A 20,645-nucleotide genomic window follows, 5' to 3' on the forward strand; every position below is an offset into this window, starting at 1 on the left:
CCGTTTTCTTTTTGGGTACCCGGTGAGATTGACCTGCTATTCCGCAGCAATAAGGTCACTTGTCCGTTGATTTTCCGGCAAGGCCATATCGTGTTCCAGCTTGGCGCGCAGTTCGTTAATCGAACGGATGCGTTTGATCTCGTCAAAACAGGCTTCACCCTGGATATGGCTTTTGCGGATCAGGGCCATCCATTGTTTGATGCGTCCGGCCTGATGATTTTCCGACGCACCATCTGACGCCATCAGATCGCAATAGGCCAGCAACATGGATAAAACATCCGCCCAGCTTTCCTTGGGCAGGTGTGATCCGCCTTCAAATGCCTTGATCCGGTAGGCAAGGTCCGGGGCGGCAATGGCGCCCCTGCCGATCATAAAGCTGTCGCAGCCCGAAATATCGCGGCATTTCTGATAATCCGCGACATCCCAAATCTCACCATTGCCGGTCATGCCGATTGAAATGGCTTCGCGAATACGTGCGAGGTACTCCCAATGCGCTGGCGGTTTGTAGCCTTCCATCTTGGTGCGCGCATGCACAGTCAGGTGCTGCGCCCCACCGGCCTCAACCGCACGTGCAATATCAAGGAACATTTCCTTGTCGGAATAGCCAAGCCGAACCTTCGCACTGACCGGGATATGATACGGCACCGCACGGCGCACGGCGGAGACGATTTCATACAGATTTTCCGGGCATTTCAAAAGCGACGCACCGGCTTCGCGCTTATTGACGGTCTTGGACGGGCAGCCGAAATTGATATCAATGCCCGGTGCGCCAAGCTCGACCGCGACGACGGCGTTTTCGCCCATCAGTTCCGGGTCATGGCCCATCAGTTGAACCAGAACCGGCACACCCGAAAGCGTCTTGCCACCGTTCAAAAGTTCCGGGCAATAACGGTGAAACACATGGGCGGGAAACAGGTTTTGCGACACCCGGATAAACTCGGTCACGCACAGGTCGAACCCACCGGCAGCACTCAGCAATTGCCGAACGCGCCAGTCAACAAGTCCTTCCATCGGTGCCAGCACCAAGTGCGTCATCGGGTTTACCCAGTTTCAGAAAATCAGTTGGCGCGTTTTACCACAAACCGCCCAAACCTGCCGGTGAAAAATCACAGATCAGCCTTGCCGTCCTGCGCGCTCTCGCGCCTAAATACGGCAGAAATAGCGCATTGCTGACACGGTTTCAGCGAATTTGGGGGCTAGCTTTGAATCATCAAAAACAACAATGAAAGGGCATAAACATGCTCTATTTCTTTGAAAGCGCGCTTGATGAAGTCGAGGCAGTCTCGCGCGAAGCCCGTGAAAAACTCTCCGGTCTTGAACAGGTTTTGCAATCAACCTCCGAAAGCATCCGGGTCCTTCAGGAACGTCTTGAACAGACAGCCGGTTGATACTTTCGGATCATTCTTGATCCATGTCTTTGAAACGACACATCGGTTGGTCCATGCTGGGTGTTATGTTAACCAGCGTGAATGTTGCCGGCGCCCACGGTGCCGCAGTGACGTCGCCGATAGCAAAACAAGGAGGATTGCAGGATGCTGTATATCGTAGAAAAAGCCCTGGATGAGCTCGAATCCGTACCGACCGAAAAGCGCGAAGGCCTCAAGCATCTTGATCAGGAAATCAATGATGCGGTCGAGAAGCTTAAAGTTCTCAAGGAAAAGCTCGAAGCTGCAGAAACCAAGTAAGCCAGCATTGGTTCGCTGTTCTAGGAGGCCGCGCATTTTGTGCGGCCTTTTGTTTTCCTCGATAGAGGCTATGTTTCACAATTAGGTAGATGATTTTATTTAAATCAAAGAACTTTGAACGCTGTTTGAAAATTAATGACTCCTGCTTATAGGGAAAATAGTGTTTGAATAATGCGTGTTTTCACGAATATTTGAAGGTGGGATATGTCTAAAGTAACAGATCCTGCGAAAGAAATCGTCGATATGTGCAATTTCTTTGGCAATTTGAAGTCTAATCCATCGAGCCAAAAGACCTATGAAGTGATTGCAGGTGAATTCAGTGGACGTGTGGATTCAATTCACTTGATAATGGATGTCTATGGCGAAAGACTTCGTGAGTTTGCAGACATATTGGACGCAACTGATGATGAATTTTTGGACGAAGAAATACGAACTGATGCGAGGGAAGCGGCTAAGTTTCTTGAACAGCTTTTCAACCTCGCAAATGTAAACGATTCTTGCTCCAATCGCGTCGGCCAAGTGCTTCGCCCAGAAAAAATCCTTCAAATACGCAATATCTCTCCGGTTCTAAGGCGGCACTCCACTATGAGTCAGCTTAGCTCCAAAGAACTCGAAGATATTAGGTCTGCACTGATCAATCTTGATGCGGCGGACCTTTTTGGTGAAGACGTTGATGAGTGGGTAAAGTTAGTTTTTTTAGACGGTATCGAAGATATTCTGATTAGAGTTAACTGTTATGAGGTCTTTGGTTCAAGCAGCACTCTAAGTGCAATTTACAAGAGTGCTTTAGACATACAGGCAGTAGAGTCAAATTATCCGAATCAGGTTGGTGATAGTCTAAAAGGATTAAAAGAAACATTGGCCACAGCTGCAACTAAACTCATGCGCGTCGATGCTGGAATCGATAAGGTCTCAAGCATTGCTCAAAAAGGTGGAAAGTTCATAACGCTTTTGAGCGAGCTTTCTCAGTAGTGCTGGGAAAGTAAAGCTAGCAATTCCTCGACCGCCGCGGTCGGGTTGGTCGTGCCAGAAAGCACATCCGCCTCAAGCGTCTGAAGTCGGTTTGCCACGTCATCGCGTGCGGTAAAGGTTTCAAGCAACCGGTCGCGCAGCATCGTCCACATCCAGTCATGTTGCTGGCGGGCACGCTTGGCGGTGAACTCGCCTTCCTTTTCCATCACAGCGCGGTGCTGGTTGATCAGATCCCAGATGTTATCAAGCCCGTCATTGATGAGCGCTGAAACCATCACCGATTGCGGACGCCAATGTTTGCTGGTGGGCTGCATAATTCGCAAAGCTGAGGAATACTCACGTTTTGCTTCACGCGCCTTGGCCGGATCGGCATCGGCCTTGTTGACCGCAATCAGATCGGCAATTTCAAGAACGCCCTTCTTGATGCCCTGAAGTTCATCACCCGCACCGGGCAGCATCAGGACAAGGAAGAAGTCGGTCATTTGCGCGACCATGGTTTCGCTTTGCCCCGCGCCCACGGTTTCGACCAGAACCACATCAAACCCGGCGGCCTCGCACAGCAAAATGGTTTCGCGCGTCATGCGATTGACCCCACCCAGATAGCCACTGCTGGGTGATGGGCGGATATAGGCATTGGGATCAATCGAAAGCTCGTTCATCCGGGTTTTATCCCCCAGAATGGACCCGCCCGAACGCGCACTGGTCGGATCAACCGCAAGCACGGCAACCTTTTTTCCGGCCTTGGTCAGGTTCTTGCCAAAGGCCTCGATAAAGGTCGATTTGCCGACACCAGGCACGCCGGTAATGCCGATGCGCTGCGATCCGCCTGTGTTGGGCATGAGTTCGGCCAGAACGGCTTGTGCCTGTTCGAAATGTTTGGGATTGCGGCTTTCAACCAGTGTGATGGCCCGCGACAGAATGGTGCGGTCGCCTGCCAGAACACCCTTAACGATTTCATCGGTCGAAAGCACACGTCTGCGCACGGCCTTGCGCGGGCTGATCGTGCCGCCTGAGCCTGCAGGTATGGTGCGCAGTGTTTCTTTCACCAAGCGTTCCTTGAATTTGGCGCGTTTCACGCCAGCAAAGCGTTACGTCGAGCTGGAAGGAAGCAGCGATCAGGCCGCTTCCTCGCCAGACTGATTAAGCTTTTCTAGCAGGTCGCCAGCCGCTTCGGCAATGACCGTTCCGGGCGGGAAGATCGCCTCGGCCCCGGCTTCGAACAGTTTGTCGAAGTCCTGCGGCGGGATCACGCCGCCAGCAACAATCATGATGTCTTCACGGCCAAGCTTATCAAGCTCGGCCCGCAGCTGCGGCACAAGGGTCAGGTGCCCGGCGGCAAGCGAACTGGCACCAACGATATGAACATCGTTTTCCACTGCCTGTTTGGCGGCTTCTTCCGGGGTCTGGAACAACGGGCCGATATCGACATCAAAGCCAAGATCGGCAAAGGCCGTCGCAATCACCTTTTGCCCACGGTCATGACCATCCTGACCCATTTTCGCGATCAGGATCCGCGGACGGCGGCCTTCATTGGCCTCAAACTGCGTGATCAGGCGATCAACCTTGGCCAGCGCCTCGTTATCAGCGCCGACCTCGGTTTTATAAACGCCGGAGATGGATCGGATCACCGCCTGATGACGGCCATAGACCTTTTCAAGCGCATCGGAAATCTCGCCAACCGTACATTTGGCACGCGCCGCCTCGACAGCGAGTTCAAGCAGGTTGCCATTGCCAGCATCGGCGGCATTGGTCAACGCGGTCAGCGCACTTTCAACTGCTGCGTTGTCACGTTCGGCGCGCAGACGTTCGAGTTTTGCGATCTGCTGACGGCGGACTTCGGCGTTATCGACCTGAAGCACATCAACCGGGCGGTCATCGGTGACGCGGTATTTGTTCACACCCACCAAAGTCTGACGGCCGCTATCAATGCGGGCCTGGGTGCGGGCTGCGGCTTCTTCGATGCGCATTTTCGGAATGCCGGCTTCAATCGCCTTGGCCATGCCGCCCTGTTCTTCGACCTCGGCAATATGGGCCCATGCCTTTTCCGCCAAATCGCGGGTCAGGCGTTCGACATAGTATGAACCACCCCACGGATCGATAACATTGGTGGTGCCGCTTTCCTGTTGCAGGAACAGCTGGGTGTTACGCGCAATCCGGGCCGAGAAATCAGTCGGCAGTGCCAAGGCTTCGTCCAGTGCATTGGTATGCAACGACTGTGTGTGGCCTTGGGTGGAGGCCATGGCCTCAACACAGGTTCGGATGACGTTGTTAAATACGTCCTGGGCGGTCAAAGACCAGCCCGACGTCTGGCTGTGCGTGCGCAGCGAGAGCGATTTCGGGTTTTGCGGATCAAACTGTTTGATCAGCTTGGCCCAGATCATGCGGGCCGCGCGCATCTTGGCGATTTCCATAAAGAAGTTCATGCCAATCGCCCAGAAGAACGACAGACGCGGCGCAAACTTATCAATCGGAAGGCCTGCTGCCTGACCGGCACGGGCATATTCGATGCCATCGGCCAGGGTATAGGCGAGCTCAAGATCAGCCGTCGCACCGGCTTCCTGCATGTGATAGCCGGAAATCGAGATCGAGTTGAATTTCGGCATGTTTTGCGAGGTAAAGGCAAAGATATCCGAAATAATCCGCATCGATGGTTTCGGCGGATAGATATAGGTGTTGCGCACCATGAACTCTTTCAGAATGTCGTTCTGAATGGTGCCCGAAAGCTGTTCGTGCTTCACACCCTGTTCTTCGGCGGCGGCAATATAAAGCGCCATCACCGGCAGAACCGCACCGTTCATGGTCATGGAAACCGACATCTCATCAAGCGGGATGCCATCAAAAAGCGTGCGCATGTCATAGATGCTGTCAATCGCCACACCGGCCATGCCAACATCACCTGCGACGCGCGGATGATCACTGTCATAGCCGCGATGGGTTGCCAGATCGAAGGCAATCGAAAGCCCCTTTTGCCCGGCGGCAAGGTTGCGGCGATAAAACGCGTTGGATTCCTCGGCGGTGGAGAAACCGGCATATTGGCGGATCGTCCAGGGACGCTGCACATACATGGTCGGGTAGGGGCCACGCAAAAACGGCGGCATGCCCGGCATGGTGTTTAAATGATCAATGCCATCCAGATCCTTGGGGCCATAGGATGATTTGACATCAATGCCTTCTGGCGTGGTCCAGGGCGTGCTTTCAAACGGGTCCTTGGCACCGGCGGATGCGCCGTCAAACAGCGGAAGGTCGGAGAAATCAGGAATGCGGGTCATGGTTATTTCTCCCCCTGTTTGCCAAGAAGATGATCAAGTGCAGCACCGCAAATGGCAAGGACATCGGCCCCGACAAAGACAAACTCGTCAATGCCGGCTGCTTCGTAAGCCGACCTCGCATCGCCCGGCTGGCCAGCAAGATAAACCATGCTGGCTCCTTTGGATTTCAGTGCCTTGGAAACGTCGGCTGCCATGTCGGCATATTGCGGGTCTGATCCGCAAATGATGGCGATCTTCGCCCCGCTTTTGCCAAAGGCGGATGCAACATCATCCGCATTGGCAAAGCCGTTATTGGTGATCGCCTCGATCCCGCCGGCTTCAAAGAAGTTGCGGGCAAAGGTCGCGCGTGCCGTGTGCTGTGCGATCTTGCCAAGATTGGCCAGGAAGACCTGCGGGAAGGATCCGTGCGCATCAGACCGTTTGCGAAGTGCCTCGTAACGTTCGGCAAGGCGATGGGCAGGCATGGCACCGATACATGTCGCGGCACTGGTGCCATAAAGATCGGTAAACATATGCCCGATGGTGGCACCGGCGCGGGCGGCCTCAATCATGGCATCAAGGCTGTTGCCGACCGTGCCATCAAACTTGGTCTGGCGGGCCTTGGCATCTGCAACGATCGTCTCAAGGTCCGGCTTTTCACAGATTACCTTGGCTTCTGTGATATTGGGGAATTCCGACACACCGGTCAGCGGATCACGACGGGTGGACAGGCGTTTTTCGCGCGCATTCCAGACGGTCTCGATCTCGGTCTTCAGGCTGCCATTGGCAAGGGCACTTAGAATACCCCCCGAAGATTCAAGGGACTGGAATTTCGACCAGGCGGCCTTCGCCAATTCCTTGGTCAGGTTTTCAATAAACCACGAACCACCAGCCGGATCGATGACCCGGTGCACGTTGCTTTCTTCCTGCAAGATCAGTTGGGTGTTGCGCGCAATACGACGCGCAAAGCCATCTGGCAGGCCAATCAGATGATCATAAGGCAGGCAGGTCACACTATCCGCACCGCCAAGACCGGCGGCAAAGCTTGTCACCGTGGTGCGCAGCATATTGACCCACGGATCAACCTTGGTCAGGGCCATTTCGGCCGAAACCGCATTGATCGTAATCGTTGCATCCTCGGCACCCGATGCCGACAGAACGCGGCTCCACATCATGCGAAGTGCACGCAGCTTGGCGATCCCGGCAAAGAAGTCGGTGCCGATGGCAACGTTAAACACCATCGCACCCGCGGCCTGATCAAGCGCCATCCCGGCGTCGGTCAGGGCGCGCAAATAGGTCACCCCGCTTGCCAGCAAACAGGCCAGTTCCTGACCATCGGTGGCCCCGGCATTGTAATATGGCGCGCCATTCACCGAAATCGCGGTCGCCAGCGGGAACAGATCAATCAGCTCGACCGCAACGCTTGCCGTATGATCAACCGCGTCCTGCGCGCCGCAGGGCAGGGTGCCGGTAGATGCCAGCGTCCCGATCGGGTCGATGTTAAAGGCCGGTGCGGCTTCGTCGGCACCATCGGTATTTGCGATATGGGCTGCCAGAAGTGCGGCGGCCGGAACACCTGCCGCCCCGGCGTCAAGGCCGACGGTGGCAAGGTTGGTGTAAACATCCTCAAGGGCAGTATCGAGATCGGCCAGACAATGGATGGCAATTCCGTCCACGCCCACCTCGGCAGAACTGATTTCGCGCCCGGCGCGGGCGGCGGCGTCAAGCTTTAGCGTGATCGAGGTCGCCCCATTTTCAAGGTCCTCAAGGATCGCGGCATTGGTGGCCTTGGGATCGGGATGGGTATGAAGCTGGCGGATATCCCACCCGGTGACGGTTTCGCGCGGCTCGACCGTGGCATTAAGAACTTCGTGGATCAGCCGGGTCGCGTCATCCTGATCGTCATTTGTATAGATCGGCTGAACGGAAAAGCCATCAAGCGTATTGGTGACAAGCTTCTTTTCGAACGGCGCCCCTTTAAGGGCCTCCTCGGCAAGCTTGCGCCAACTTGCGTAATCAGCAGATGGAAATTCGGATGCGAGCTTTAGCGGGTCGGACATGGTTTCTCCCGGCTTGGTGTGTCCCGGCCTTGATGCGACTCCATATGGGGTCTTTATATGGCGTCGGGCACGGAACGTTGCCAAATTCTATTCTACTACGGATTCCCAGTACCCGGTACACCCCGCCCGGCCCATTTCATGCCAAGAAAACACCATCGGTATTCTGACTCGCGAGAAAGCCTGCAGAAAGGCCGTTACGCTTACAGTTGCGGGGGCAGTTCCGGGCTTGGCCAAAGTGCGCTAAGGCACGGCCGCACCGGATTCCCGATCCTATTTTCCGGTCACATTCGCGACATGGCGGTTTATAGCACCTGTCCCTAATTCCGTAAATAGGCATGGAAATACCTATTTAGACGGATATCGATCCCGACAAATCAGGTTTCCGTAACGTTATGTCGGCGGAAACATTGGGGTTTTGCACGTCTGTTCGTGGTTTGCGCGCCGCATGGTTCCGATCATTGCGGCCTTATACTTTCGCGGCACGGGTGCGAGATCGGGGTGAAGCCGGAACATTGCGTGGCAAAAATTTGGCGGGTTTAACCAATTTGACATTTTCGTCTGTCAGTTTGGACTTGTCCCAAAACTCGGAGTATCGCCATCCATGAACGCGCTCAGCGCCATGCCGTCGCAATTTTGTCCTGATGGACTGGTTGCGTTCGCCGACGACAGTCCCAGCGCCAAGGCAGCCCTTGAAACAGTGTTGCGTCGGGCAGGATATGACGTGGCCGGTTTTGATTGTGCCGATGATCTGATTGATCAGCTGGACGGGCTTTATCCCCGTGCCATCATCCTTGATATTGAAATGCCGGGTATGAGCGGCTTTGAAGCGTTCTGCGAAATTCGCCGCCGCTATCCCAACAGCCAAAACGTGCCGGTTTTCTTCTTCTCGGCCCATTATGATGCCGACACCCGCGCACAAGCCGATGCGCTTGGGGCGGCCGATTTCATTAGCAAGGACGCCAGCCCGAAAGTGGTGCTTGAGCAACTCAATCGGGTGCTGGGTCATTCCATCAGTGCCTGCTAGGAGTGCTGGGAGACCAGCCCTGCCTTGATCAGTCCTAAACGGATCGCCACGCCCTGCTCACGCAGGGCGTTGTTGTCTGTGGGTCCTGTGGGTCTCCTCGCCCAGCGAAATGATGCTGTCTGCGGCCCCATGCACATGATAAATCCGGTCTGTCGGCAAGGTGGTTGCCGGATCAATCGCAGGCTTCTTGGCGAGCCGATCATAGATCGGGGCCATTGGCACATTCATCGCGTCAAACAACTGATCGTAACTTTCCAGAACGAAATAGGTTTTCTGGAAATCATCAATCGCATAATCCGTGCCCATGACGCGTTCAAGCTCGAACGCCACCCGGTTTGGCGTGGGATCGGTGACCGAATAGATGGTTTCGGTTTGCGATGACAACATGCCTGCCCCATAGGCGCGCAATCCGTGCGGGGTCATGATCAGGCCAAACTCGACCATGTACCAATACATCCGGGCCAACTGTTTAAGGCCGCCCATCGCAATGGCCTCGGGCCCCTTGGCGCCATAGGCCGCCAGATAATCGGCAAAGGTCGGGTCATAGAGCATCGGCACATGACCAAAAAAGTCATGGAAGATGTCGGGTTCGACCAGATAATCCATTTCCTCGGGCTTGCGCAGCCAGACCGTGACCGGGAACCGCCGATTGGCAAGATGGTCAAAAAACACATCATCAGGCACCAGCCCCGGAACCGCGACAAGATGCCAACCGGTCGCCGCATGGAGCTTCTCGCTGACCCGGCCGAAATGCGGAATCTGATCCGCCGCATCAAGTTTCATCAGATTGCGAATGTAATCCTCGGCTGCATAGCCGGGCAAAATGCGCGATTGGCGGTCATAAAGTTTGCGCCATAGTTCGTGCTCGGCCTCGGTATATGTGCTCCAGTCCTGATCGATGGTGTAGTCGTCATTGATGTGGCTGTAATCACCACGCAGATCGTTTCCCTGATTCATGGCCGTCCTCTTTCGGGTTCTATTGCCGATTTACAAGGATCATTTTACATCAACTCTAATGTCATTTTCTGGCCAATAAGGCGTCCAAATCGGTTATGATGTGCATATTGTGACCTTGTTGGTTTGATTTGGGGTTTAAAATGACCGACGTGACGCTAAGCGCGACCGATGTCCGGATTCTGCAGGCCCTGCAAAAGGACGCCGCCATCAGCAATGTCCAACTGGCTGAAATGGTCGGCATGTCCCCATCGCCGTGTTTGCGTCGGGTCAAACAGCTTGAGGCATCCGGTGTGATCAAACGTCAGGTCGCCCTTCTGGACCGCAAGAAACTTGGCTTTGGGGTGCTGGCGACCATTCAGGTCCGCTTGCAAAGCCATACCGAACAGGGGGCGGAGGATTTCGCCCGCGCGATGAATGACCTTCCGGAAATTCTGTCCTGCTGGGCGATGACGGGGCGGCAGGATTTTCTGCTGGTGTCCGTGGCGCGCGATATCGAAAGCTTTGGCGATTTTGTCACCCATCAGTTGCTTTCAATGCCCAATGTGCGTGATGTGCAATCCAGTCTGGTTTTGAAGGAATACAAGAACCTGACGGCCATACCGTTGCCGAAAGGTGTTTAACGGCAGCCCTCAGATGGCGGTCACCTTCGCAGTTGCAAGATTTGCCATACTTGATTTTTCACCGGTGTTTCAGGCATAGACTGATCAACCCACCAAAGCCGGAGCTTTAAAATGCCTCAGTCAATCGCTGCCAACCCGATCCTTGTCGAAGCCACACGCGGCGATATGGTCGAAAGTTTCCATCGCGGCCGTTACGTCGTGATGACGTCTGACGGGACGGTGGTTGATCAGGGGGGCGATATTGATGCGCTGATGTATCCGCGATCGGCGATCAAGCCGCTTCTGGCCATTCCGTTTGTTGAAAGCGGCGCGGTCGAGGCCTTCGGGCTTGAGGACAAACACATCGCCCTTGCCTGCTCATCGCATAATGGCGAGGAAGAACACGCCCAAACCGTCAAGGCATGGTTGGAGAAGATCGGTCTTTCGGTCGACACCCTGGAATGCGCCCCGCATTATTCACTCAGCCTGAATGCCGCGATTAAACAGGCGTCCGATCATGTGAGCCTGACCAAGGCGCACAACAATTGCTCTGGCAAGCATTCCGGGTTCCTGTCGACCGCGCAGCAGTTGGGCGAAGATCCGAGCGGCTATATCGAAGAATCCCATCCGGTTCAGCAACGCCTGATCAAGGTGTTGGAAGAAATGGGCGATTGCGATCTGTCTTCGACCCCGCGCGGCATTGATGGCTGTGGCATTCCGGTGATCGGCATGCGGTTGCGTGATCTGGGCCTTGCCATGGCGCGCATGGCCGACCCAGTTGGCCTTGATGCCAAACGCATTGATGCGATCAAGCGCATCCGCAAGGGCTGTGCAAATGCGCCCTTCATGGTTGCCGGAACCGGGCGTTTTTGCACCGGGATCATGGAAGAATGCGGTGAAGATGCACTGGTCAAGGTCGGCGCAGAGGGTGTTTATTGCGCGGCCTTCCCCAAACAGGGGCTTGGTGTGGCGCTTAAGATCGATGATGGCACCCAGCGCGGGGCAGAAGTTGCGATGGGCGCGATCCTGCGCAAACATGGCGTGATTGATGACGCCAAGGCCGAGGTCCTTAAAAAATACCTGACCCCGGTTCTGACCAACTGGGCGGGCAAATATGCCGGGGACTTGCGCCCGGCCTTCTGATCAAAACGGGGAACAGATGCAAAGCATTGCGGCCTATATCTTTGCGGCGATTGCCGAAATTGCCGGGTGTTTTGCCTTCTGGGCCTGGCTTCGGTCCGGGAAATCGATCCTTTGGGTCGTGCCGGGTGTGGCATCCCTGATTGTCTTTGCCTGGATTTTGACCCGGGTTGAGGCCGACTTTGCCGGGCGGGCCTATGCGGCCTATGGTGGGGTTTACATCACGGCATCGATCTTCTGGATGTGGGTGGTTGAACGCACCACCCCCGACCGCTGGGATGTAACCGGATTGCTGGTTTGCCTTTTGGGGGCCGGGATCATCCTGTTTGCCCCGCGCTAGGTCTTGGTTTTTTCGGATTTTTCGTCGGACTTTTTGCCGGTGCGGTCTTCGGCGGGCAGAAGCACGCGGAATGTCGTTCCCTTTCCCATGTCGGTTTCAAACCAGATGCGCCCGCCGTGGCGCACCGTGACGATGTCATGGGTGATCGAAAGTCCCTGTCCCGTGCCCTTGCCAACTTCCTTGGTGGTAAAGAACGGGTTGAACACCTTTGACCGGTTTTCCTTGGCTATACCGGTTCCGTTGTCGGAAATCGAAATCAGGATGCTGTCATCAAGCGACGTGGTCTTGACCGTGATGTGACCTTCATCGGGTTTGCGCCCGGCCGCCTGAATGGCCTGTGCCGCGTTGACGATCAGGTTGAGGAAGACCTGATTGACCTCGTTGATGTGGCACGGAATATGCGGGATTTCCGGATCGAATTCCTCGGTGATGTCGGCATTGTGTTTCCATTCATTGCGTGAAATCACAATCACGTTCGACAGGACCCGGTTGATGTCGGTGGTGGTTTTTTCCGTCCCGCCGGGGTGGGAGAATTCCTTCATCGACAGGACAATGCGTGCCACCTGATTGATGCCATCAAGGGATTGCTGGGTGGCATGCGGGATTTCTTCAAGCAGGAATTCAAGATCGGAATCACGCATTTGTCGGGCGAAATCCTCAAACGTATTTGGCGGCAAATTTGCGCGGTTTTTCCACAAGGTCTGCAAGGCTAGACCAAGCATGCGCGAAAGCGCCCCGTAACTGTCATTGAGGAACTTCAGGTTATCACGGATGTACTGGCTGGGTGTGTTGATTTCATGGGCAATGCCACCTGCCAGATGGCCAATCGCCTCAAGTTTAAGGGCTTCGCGCAGGTCTTCCTCAAGCTTCTTTTGCGCGACTTCCGCATTCTTGCGTCGGGTGATGTCGCGGAAAATGTAAAGGTAACTCATCTCGGAGGCGAAATTGGCAGGACTTACGATGATTTCCATCGGAAAGCTGTCGCCATCAAGGCGCTGCGCCATGGTTTCGGTATAGTCATATTTCAGCACACCACTGCTGATATTGATGCAGCGGTTCAAAAGCTTGTGGCGCACGGTTGCCTTGCGATCAATGAACATGACATCGACCGAAGTGCCCAGCAACTCATCGCCGGTTGCGCGCAGGATTTCGGCGGCTGATTTGTTGAAGTCCTGGATCATGCCAGTGGCATCAATGATCAGGATCCCCTCGACAACGCTATCAAGAATGGTCTTGAGCCGCTGCATGGTTTCGAGCTTGCGGCGCTTTTGCTCGCCCATCAGTGCCAGGAAGTGGGCGCGAACGTCTTCTGGCGCATCAATTTCCTTGGCTGCCTCAAGAAGGTCCGCCCCCGATGTCAGATCGGATGTGCCACTCAGGATCTTGGTGTCATGCAGGTTTTCAATCTTCTCAGACATCAGGCCTCTCCGCCCCCGGCAACCTGGTCATGCCCGCCGCGCCGGACACGAATCGGCTCATGAAACTGGTGAAGTTCCTGAAAAACGCGCAGCCGCTGGATCTGAATCTCGGAAACGTAGTTGCCATGGGTCAGCAAGATATGCCCATCGCGGGTTTCGATATCGGTCAGCAGGAAATCCCCGATCCGCAGGTTCTTGAGGTAAATGTCATGCTCCGTCCCGGTCGGATAGGCGACTTTGTCATAGGACGGGTCTTCCTGGGCAAGGATCGCCTCGATCTGGTTCAGCAGTTCCGGGTCATAGCGTTCGGGCTTGTGGCGCAACTCGTCAAAGTGCTGTTTGACGACAAGATCACTTTCGACAATTTTGCCAAGGTCGTTGAAAATCCGAAGGACCCGCGCACCCAACGGAATTTCCGCGCCAAGCGGCCCTTCGGCCGGGAAGCCCGATCCGTCAAAATTGCGGTTTTGCAGATAGACAATGCCGGCAACTTGTTCCAGCCGCGGGATATTGGAAATCAGTTTGCGTGCCACCTCGGGCGTGCGACGGACCACGTCACGTTCAAGCGGCTGAAGCGGCTTTTCATCGCCAAGACGGGCAAGGATTTCCGGCGGCAGGGAGACATAGCCAATGGGCGCCAGCAACGCGGCCAGCCCCAACTCCCACGGATGCGGGTAGCCGATCTGTTTGGCAATGGTGTCGCACCACAGCTTGGCGCGCATCGCCTTACCAAAAATCGCCGGGTTAAGTTGTGCCAGTACCTCGGTCAGGACCTTTACACTGCCCGCCAGCGTCTGTTCGATCAGCGCCTTTTCCGCGGTGATCAACTGATATTGCCGCAAGCCCGCCTTAACACCGGCAATCAGGTCCTCGTCCTCGCACGGCTTGTTGAAAAAGCGGAAAATATGCCCCCGGTTGATTGCTTCGACCGCTGTGTGCTGGTCGGCATTGCCGGTCAGCATCATGTTGACTGTGTCGGGGCTGAGTTTGGCAACCTCGGCCAGTAGCTTCACACCGTCCATGTCGGGCATGCGCATGTCGGCAACACAAACCGCATATTTGTTGCCCGCCTTGATTTTCTCAAGCGCCTGAAGCGGGCCGACCGCTGTCTCGAAATCGAACTTGCCGCGCAGCTTGCGCTTAAGTCCCATCAACAGGTTTTCATCGTCATCAACGAAGAGTACAGGGGGATTCTGTGTCATCATCTCTCTCCCTTACATGTCCATTTCGCGGTATTTTTCTTCGACCACGCGGGCAATTTCGCGCCAAACCGGCAACCGGTCGGCTTTTCCCAGACGTTCAAGATATTCAAGGTCAATGCGGCTTTCGGGGGCCTGACCGGTGCGGCTTTCAATGGCGACTTCGCGTGCCAGATGCTGGGCGATATAGATTGCGCTAAGCGCGTTCATTTCGGTATGCCGCGTGTCTTGCGGGCGATGGTGATAGGCAACCGTCTGCACCATGGCGCTTGGAAAGCCCCACAGGCCCAAAAGGTACGCACCAATTTCCGGGTGGGCTGCGCCAAACTGATCACGTTCGGCAACGTTGATCGGAATGTCTTCGGTTTCGACCCGCTTGATGACCTCGGCCATTTCATTGGCGCGATAGGCATAAAGGATCAAACTGCCCGTATGGCTCAGCATCCCAACAGCGGCCATGACACTGATCACTTCCTTCGGAAGCTTTTCCTGCTCGGCGATCAAGGTGGCGACAACACCAAGTTGCTGGCTGCGTTTGCACAGTTGCATCATCCGCGTGACCGCCGGCTTGGGGCCGTCAAAACTGCGAAACAGACCGATAAACAGCGCAAGCGCCTTAAGCGTATCGACGCCAATCATGCGGATGGCTTGTGAGACAGATGTGATTTTCTGACTGACCGCAAAATAGGCCGAATTGGTCAGCTTCAGGATCTCGGCGGTCAACGCAATGTCCGAGGCCACGATGGCGGTAAGCTGCTCGTTGCTGGTCAGCGGATTTTCCAGTGCCTTGACAAGGTTAGTATAGGTTATCGGCGGGGAGGCAAGTGCATCAATCCCGCCAACAAGTGCACGCAGGTCCGGATTGGTCAGAAGGTTACGGAGATCAAGCGCGTTCTCGATGGTTTCGACCAGCATCTGATCATCACACGGTTTGGCCAGATACTGATGCGCCGGGCCAACCGTGCGCAGGATTGCCTCTTCCTCGGCAAAACCCGAAAGAATGATACGCGCGCTATGCGGGTGTTTTTCCTGCATCATGGTCAGAAGCTCTGCGCCATCGGTTCCGGGCATGCGCATGTCGGAAACGACGACATCCGGTTCCATTTCGGCAGCCTTCGCCAAGGCGCTTTCCGCGTCATGCGCGAAATGCAGCTCCCAGCCGGACCGGACCGAGCGTAACCGGCGACGCAAACCATCCAGAATATTTTTGTCATCATCGACAAAAAGGATGACGCTCATTTTCACCTCATGCGTGTGCTCCATGGCTTATACATGGGGCCTGCAAAGGATCTTTGATAGTCCGCATATGTGGAGGGTCGTGTCCTTTTTGCCCCTTTTTCTGACGACGGAGCACATCAGGACACGTGATCTAGTTGTTGGTCAGTTCGCGGTATTTGCCGGACACAACAGCCGCAATATTGGTCCATTCTTCGATGTGGCTCTGCTTGCCGATCTGGGCGAGATATTCCTGATCGATCGTGCTTTCGACCGTCCGTCCGGCATCGCGATCGGCAATTTCACGTGTCAGATGTTGCGCAACATAGATCGCGGTCAGGGCCGTCATTTCCTGGTGCGGTAAATCCATTGGCCGATGATGATAGGCAACGGCCTGAATGACAGGTGCCGGGAAACCCCACAATCCCAGCAAATAGGCACCGATTTCGGCATGTCCGGCCCCGAATTGTTCGGCCTCCGCCTGATCAATTGAAATGCCTTCTTTTTCAACACGGTCAATGACAGCCTGCATCTCGTCGGGGCGCTTGGTATAAAGGATCAACGTGCCGATGTGACTAAGCATCCCGATGGATGGCACAGCATGGCAAATTTCACGCGGAAGCCGTTCATATTCGGCAATCAGGGCCGCAGTAACGCCAATCTGCTGGGAGCGGTGGCACAGGCGTTTAAGATTGGCCGCCTGACTGGCCGGGCCGTCAAAGCCGCGATATAGCCCGACAAAAAGGGCCAGTGCCTTAAGCGTTTCCATCCCCAGCATCCGGACCGCATGCGCGACCGACGAAACATTCTGCGTGACTGCGAAATAGGACGAGTTGGTCAGTTTCAAAACTTCGGTGGTCAGCGCAATATCGGACTCAACAATTTTACTAATGGTATCAAGCGCGTAATTCGGGTTCGAAAAGGCCGTTTCCAGACGCATATAGGTGTCGGGTGGCGAGGCGAGGCTCTTGGAGCCAGCGACAAGGGTTCTAAGTTCGGGGCTTCGCAACAACTGACGCAGACCCAGTGCGTTTTCGATACTGTCGACCAGGGTTTCATGATCGCAAGGCTTGCTCAGAAACTGGTGTGCCGGGCCGATGGTGCGCAGATAGGATGCGTTATCGGCATGGCCGGTCAGAATGATACGTACGGCATCTGGATGGGTTTTCTGCAAGGTTTCAAGCAAGGTCACACCGTCCATGCCAGGCATCTGGATGTCTGACACGATGACGTCGAGATCCTTGTTTTCGGCAAGTTCGATGGCCTCAGACCCGCTATTGGCGAAATGCAGGTTCCACTCGGGACGGGTGCTGCGCAGACGTCGGCGCAATCCGCTCAGGATGTTGGCATCATCATCAACAAACAGAATGTGGTGCATTTTACCCGCTTCTTCTTAAATACATTTTTGCAGATGGGGGCGGGCGGAACCCCATACAAGATCGCAAAATCACAGGCCGGTTCCCTGCGTGGTCCGGCCCATATATGGCGCTGCCGTTGCAAACACATTGCCCCGCAATATCGACCGCACGATTGTCAGATCTGCAACAGGGCGCAAGAAAACCATGCAACGCGATAAGTATTGTGTAATCATATATTTATGCCAGTGAACCAAGGGGCTTAATTGTCATGTTTTGTCAGAATGTTCACTGTCATTGACGGGTATACTTTATAAGAATTCTTGGAACCGCGGCGTCCATGCGCTGTTTCCGATTGATCGGGGGTACCGCCCACCAGATGACAACACGCACCGAACTGGTTGATGCAATCAAAAAGCATCAGCTCTTTGTCATGAAGCAGCCCGGCGGTCGGCGATTGCAGCTCCGCAATGGCAACCTGTCGCGCATCAAGATGAGCAAGATCAGTCTTGAAGATGCGGTGCTTCCCGGTGCCAATTTCATCCAGGCCCAGATCCAGGACGTCAAATTTGATTTCTGTGATCTGTTCGGAACCAACTTTGTCGAGGCCAATCTCGAAGGTTCAAGCTTCATGCGCGCCGACTTGCGCGGCGCCAACATGGCGCGTGCCAAACTGCGCAATGCCAACCTGACGGGTGCTGATCTTCGATCCGGTGTGATGGTGATTGTCGATGCCGGACGCGAAAAAAAGGTCAAACGACAAACAGATCTGACCAATGCTGACCTTCAGGGATCGGTTCTGTCCGGTGCCAATCTGGCCGAAAGCAACATGTCCGGTGCCCGGCTTGCCGATGCGGATCTGAGCGACGCCAACATGTTTGCCGTCAACCTTGCCGGCGCGGATCTTTCAGGCTGCAACCTGTCGGGCGCAAAGCTCAAAAACGCGAACCTCAAGGGTGCAAAACTCAAGGATACGCTTTTGCTTGGCACGGACTTGTCGGGTGCCAATCTGCGCAATGTTGATCTGTCGAACGTTGATCTGTCGCAGGCCAATACGTCAAACTCGATTGGCAGCAAAGCTGCAACGCCGCTCCCCGATGATATCCGCATCTTGCTTAATGCCCATACCGAGTGGCTGACAAGTGGCGGCATATCGGGCGCACGCCTTGATGTGACCGGTCGTGATCTGACTGAACTTGATTTCACCGGGTTTGATCTTTCAGCGGCGTGTTTTGATGATTGCATCCTGCGCGGTGTTTTGCTGGTCGATACCATTCTGGTCATGGCATCGATGCGCAATGCCGATTTGTCCCGCGCCCGGCTGAGCGGGTCGATCATGAACGGTGTGCGGATGTCCTATGCCAACTGCACCAAGGCCGTGCTTCAGGGCGTCAAGTTCGGTGGCGTCGAACAGCGCGATGCCAAGGGACAGAAAACGGGCGAGGTCTGGCGCGCAGACCTTCATGCAACGGACTTTTCACACGCTGACCTTCGAAACTCGGTTTTCGATGAGCCTCACATGAAGGGGGCCAAGCTTTGCAAGGCCAATATTTCCGGTGTTGCCTTTGGTGAAACGGACTTAAGCGACGTCGATCTTGACGGTACCAACACCGGCTCGATTCTGACCGGAATCATCCCCGGTAAGGTTTAGGATCCAACCCTGCCAGGGTGCGGGTTCACTAAGCGTTCGGATAGTTTTTCTCACTTTTTAAAGACTTAAACCGTCCCAATGTCGCGCAATGTCTTAAACAAATTGCGTTGCGGTGAAACTGCGTCATTCTATAATCCAGAATAATAAGAATCTAATTTAGAATCTCTGGGGTTTTCTACTGAATGTCATCGCGTTCGGAATTGATTGATTCAATCAAGAAGCATCAACTTTATCTCAATCAAAAGCCGGGCGGCGTGCGCATGCAAAAGCGCAACTGCAATCTTTCCCGCATCAAAATGAGCAAGATCAGCCTGAAAGAGGCGGTCTTACCCGGTGCAAACTTCATTCAGGCATCGGCGCGCGACGTTTGTTTCGATTTCTGTGATCTGTTTGGCGCAAACTTTGTTGAGGCTGATCTCGAAAATTCGACCTTTGAACGCGCCGATCTGCGCGGGGCCAATATGGCACGGTCCAGTTTGCGCAATGCCAACCTGAACGGCATTGATTTGCGCGCAGGCATCATGGTGGTTCTTGAAGGGGCTCGTGAACGCACGGTCAAACGCGAAACCGACATGTCTAATACCGACCTCGAAGGTGCGATGATGTGGGGGGCCAATATGGCCGGTGCCAACATGTCGGGATCGCGCCTTGCGCATACCGATATGAGTGACGCCAACATGTTTGCCGTCAACCTCGAAGGCGCTGATCTGACCGGGTGCAAGATGAACGGCGCAAAGCTTCGCAATGCCAACCTCAAGGGGGCGAAGCTTGCCGGGACGGAACTTGTCGGTGCGGATCTGAGCGGTGCGAACCTGCGCAATGTCGACTTGCAAGATGTCGATTTGTCGCAGGCCAACACATCCTACTCAATCGGTGGCGGTACTCCGACGGCCCCGCTGGTTGATGACATTCGCGAACTTGTAAACGGTCATAGCACGTGGCTGGCAACCGGCGGCAAAACCGGCATGCCAATGATTGCTGCCGGTCGCGATTTGTCGGGCATGGACTTTTCGGGTATGGACCTGTCCGGGGCCGTCTTTGACAAATGCATCCTGCGCGGCACGCTTTTTGTCGATACCATTCTTGCCATGTGTTCGATGCGCGAAGCCGACATGCATAAAATCCGCATGAATGGCGCTGTGCTCGACGGCGTGCGCATGGCGGGATCAGACTGTAGCGAGGGTGTGTTCCAGGGCGTTCATTTTGGCGGTGTCGATCAGCGCGACAAGAAGGGTGAGAAGACCGGCGTCGTCTGGAACGCGGATCTTTCGGATGTCAATTTTGAACAGGCCGATTTGCGCAACTCGGTATTTGACGAAGCCAAGATGAAGGGCGCCAATCTGACCAAGGCAAACGTTGCCGGCGTCGCCTTTGGCGCCACGGATCTGAGCGAAACCGAGCTTGAAGGTGCCAATGTCGGCCTGATCCTAAATGGCTATATTCCCGGCAAGAGATAACCTCTGCCGATCACGGCCCGAAAACGCAAAACGCCGCCCTCAGTGAAGGCGGCGTTTTTTAGTGCGCAGGAACGTGATCGCCTAGCTGCGGTAATCCGCATTGATCGAGATATAGCCATGTGTCAGGTCACAGGTCCAAACAGTGGCCGCACCATCGCCAAAGCCAAGATCGGCATCGATGTCGATATACTGGCCCTTGATGTGGGCTTCGACCGGGCCTTCGTCATAATCGGCAACACGTTCACCGTTCTTGGCCAACGTAATGCCACCAATTGCAACGCTCAGCTTGTTGGGATCGGCGGTTACACCGCATTTACCAACCGCC

Annotated in this window: 19 protein-coding genes and 1 riboswitch; of the genes, 9 read left to right on the top strand and 10 right to left on the bottom strand. The window is 54.9% G+C overall.

Going from position 1 to position 20,645, the window contains the following annotated elements; translation table 11 throughout:
* Window positions 1–36 precede the first annotated feature (36 nt).
* Complete coding sequence (locus AUQ41_RS03745; RefSeq protein ID WP_063086792.1) at window positions 37–1,035, bottom strand: tRNA-dihydrouridine synthase; 999 nt, start codon at window positions 1,033–1,035, stop codon at window positions 37–39.
* A gap of 203 nt (window positions 1,036–1,238) precedes the next feature.
* Between AUQ41_RS03745 and AUQ41_RS20645 the strand changes: the two genes are divergently transcribed.
* The 3 genes from AUQ41_RS20645 (at window position 1,239) to AUQ41_RS03750 (ending at window position 2,657) form a co-directional block, all read left to right on the top strand.
* A complete protein-coding gene (locus AUQ41_RS20645) occupies window positions 1,239–1,388 on the top strand; it encodes a hypothetical protein (protein WP_157092636.1) in 150 nt (49 codons plus the stop codon).
* A gap of 144 nt (window positions 1,389–1,532) precedes the next feature.
* Window positions 1,533–1,685 carry a hypothetical protein gene (locus AUQ41_RS20650; protein WP_157092637.1) on the top strand — a complete coding sequence of 51 codons (153 nt, stop codon included), beginning with the start codon at window positions 1,533–1,535 and terminating at the stop codon, window positions 1,683–1,685.
* 204 nt (window positions 1,686–1,889) lie between these two features.
* Window positions 1,890–2,657 (top strand): hypothetical protein, encoded by a 768-nt coding sequence (locus tag AUQ41_RS03750; RefSeq protein ID WP_063086793.1) that lies wholly within the window; start codon window positions 1,890–1,892, stop codon window positions 2,655–2,657.
* Here AUQ41_RS03750 and meaB read toward each other — a convergent pair.
* From meaB to AUQ41_RS03765, 3 genes are all read right to left on the bottom strand, one after another.
* Window positions 2,651–3,703, bottom strand: a complete 1,053-nt coding sequence (gene meaB, locus AUQ41_RS03755; RefSeq protein ID WP_143588675.1) for a methylmalonyl Co-A mutase-associated GTPase MeaB — start codon at window positions 3,701–3,703, stop codon at window positions 2,651–2,653. The genes AUQ41_RS03750 and meaB overlap by 7 nt on opposite strands.
* A 69-nt stretch (window positions 3,704–3,772) precedes the next feature.
* On the bottom strand, window positions 3,773–5,926 hold the full coding sequence (gene scpA, locus AUQ41_RS03760) for a methylmalonyl-CoA mutase (protein WP_063086794.1): 2,154 nt from the start codon (window positions 5,924–5,926) through the stop codon (window positions 3,773–3,775).
* Window positions 5,927–5,928: 2 nt separating this feature from the next.
* Window positions 5,929–7,965, bottom strand: a complete 2,037-nt coding sequence (locus AUQ41_RS03765; RefSeq protein ID WP_063086795.1) for a methylmalonyl-CoA mutase family protein — start codon at window positions 7,963–7,965, stop codon at window positions 5,929–5,931.
* Window positions 7,966–8,100: 135 nt separating this feature from the next.
* Window positions 8,101–8,280, bottom strand: a riboswitch (cobalamin riboswitch).
* Between the two features lie 286 nt (window positions 8,281–8,566).
* On the opposite strand from AUQ41_RS03765, the gene AUQ41_RS03770 reads away from it, so the two are divergent.
* A complete protein-coding gene (locus tag AUQ41_RS03770; RefSeq protein ID WP_008888386.1) occupies window positions 8,567–8,989 on the top strand; it encodes a response regulator in 423 nt (140 codons plus the stop codon).
* 57 nt (window positions 8,990–9,046) lie between these two features.
* On the opposite strand, the gene phhA is transcribed toward AUQ41_RS03770, so the two are convergent.
* Window positions 9,047–9,946 (bottom strand): phenylalanine 4-monooxygenase, encoded by a 900-nt coding sequence (gene phhA, locus AUQ41_RS03775; protein WP_063086796.1) that lies wholly within the window; start codon window positions 9,944–9,946, stop codon window positions 9,047–9,049.
* Window positions 9,947–10,086: 140 nt separating this feature from the next.
* On the opposite strand from phhA, the gene AUQ41_RS03780 reads away from it, so the two are divergent.
* The 3 genes from AUQ41_RS03780 (at window position 10,087) to AUQ41_RS03790 (ending at window position 12,025) form a co-directional block, all read left to right on the top strand.
* On the top strand, window positions 10,087–10,566 hold the full coding sequence (locus AUQ41_RS03780) for an Lrp/AsnC family transcriptional regulator (RefSeq protein ID WP_063086797.1): 480 nt from the start codon (window positions 10,087–10,089) through the stop codon (window positions 10,564–10,566).
* 111 nt (window positions 10,567–10,677) lie between these two features.
* Window positions 10,678–11,688, top strand: coding sequence for an asparaginase (locus tag AUQ41_RS03785; protein WP_063086798.1), 1,011 nt, complete (start codon window positions 10,678–10,680; stop codon window positions 11,686–11,688).
* Window positions 11,689–11,704: 16 nt separating this feature from the next.
* On the top strand, window positions 11,705–12,025 hold the full coding sequence (locus tag AUQ41_RS03790; protein ID WP_063086799.1) for a YnfA family protein: 321 nt from the start codon (window positions 11,705–11,707) through the stop codon (window positions 12,023–12,025).
* Here AUQ41_RS03790 and AUQ41_RS03795 read toward each other — a convergent pair.
* The 4 genes from AUQ41_RS03795 to AUQ41_RS03810 all read right to left on the bottom strand — a co-directional run bounded on the left by AUQ41_RS03795 (window position 12,022) and on the right by AUQ41_RS03810 (window position 17,235).
* The gene (locus AUQ41_RS03795; protein WP_063086800.1) at window positions 12,022–13,443 is read right to left on the bottom strand and encodes a nitrogen regulation protein NR(II); all 1,422 of its coding nucleotides are present in this window, start codon (window positions 13,441–13,443) and stop codon (window positions 12,022–12,024) included. The genes AUQ41_RS03790 and AUQ41_RS03795 overlap by 4 nt on opposite strands.
* Entirely contained in the window at window positions 13,443–14,645 is a 1,203-nt protein-coding gene (locus AUQ41_RS03800; protein WP_063086860.1) for an HD domain-containing phosphohydrolase, read from the bottom strand. The genes AUQ41_RS03795 and AUQ41_RS03800 overlap by 1 nt, the downstream gene beginning before the upstream one ends.
* Window positions 14,646–14,657: 12 nt before the next feature.
* The gene (locus tag AUQ41_RS03805; RefSeq protein WP_063086801.1) at window positions 14,658–15,881 is read right to left on the bottom strand and encodes a response regulator; all 1,224 of its coding nucleotides are present in this window, start codon (window positions 15,879–15,881) and stop codon (window positions 14,658–14,660) included.
* Window positions 15,882–16,011: 130 nt separating this feature from the next.
* A complete protein-coding gene (locus tag AUQ41_RS03810) occupies window positions 16,012–17,235 on the bottom strand; it encodes a response regulator (RefSeq protein ID WP_063086802.1) in 1,224 nt (407 codons plus the stop codon).
* Between the two features lie 356 nt (window positions 17,236–17,591).
* On the opposite strand from AUQ41_RS03810, the gene AUQ41_RS03815 reads away from it, so the two are divergent.
* On the top strand, window positions 17,592–18,863 hold the full coding sequence (locus tag AUQ41_RS03815; protein WP_063086861.1) for a pentapeptide repeat-containing protein: 1,272 nt from the start codon (window positions 17,592–17,594) through the stop codon (window positions 18,861–18,863).
* Between the two features lie 182 nt (window positions 18,864–19,045).
* The gene (locus tag AUQ41_RS03820) at window positions 19,046–20,320 is read left to right on the top strand and encodes a pentapeptide repeat-containing protein (protein WP_008888376.1); all 1,275 of its coding nucleotides are present in this window, start codon (window positions 19,046–19,048) and stop codon (window positions 20,318–20,320) included.
* 81 nt (window positions 20,321–20,401) lie between these two features.
* Here AUQ41_RS03820 and AUQ41_RS03825 read toward each other — a convergent pair.
* On the bottom strand, window positions 20,402–20,645 hold a 244-nt coding region (locus AUQ41_RS03825), incomplete at its 5' end, for a bifunctional ornithine acetyltransferase/N-acetylglutamate synthase (protein ID WP_198155604.1).

This window comes from Thalassospira sp. MCCC 1A02898 (assembly GCF_001618185.1).
Classification (GTDB): domain Bacteria; phylum Pseudomonadota; class Alphaproteobacteria; order Rhodospirillales; family Thalassospiraceae; genus Thalassospira; species Thalassospira tepidiphila.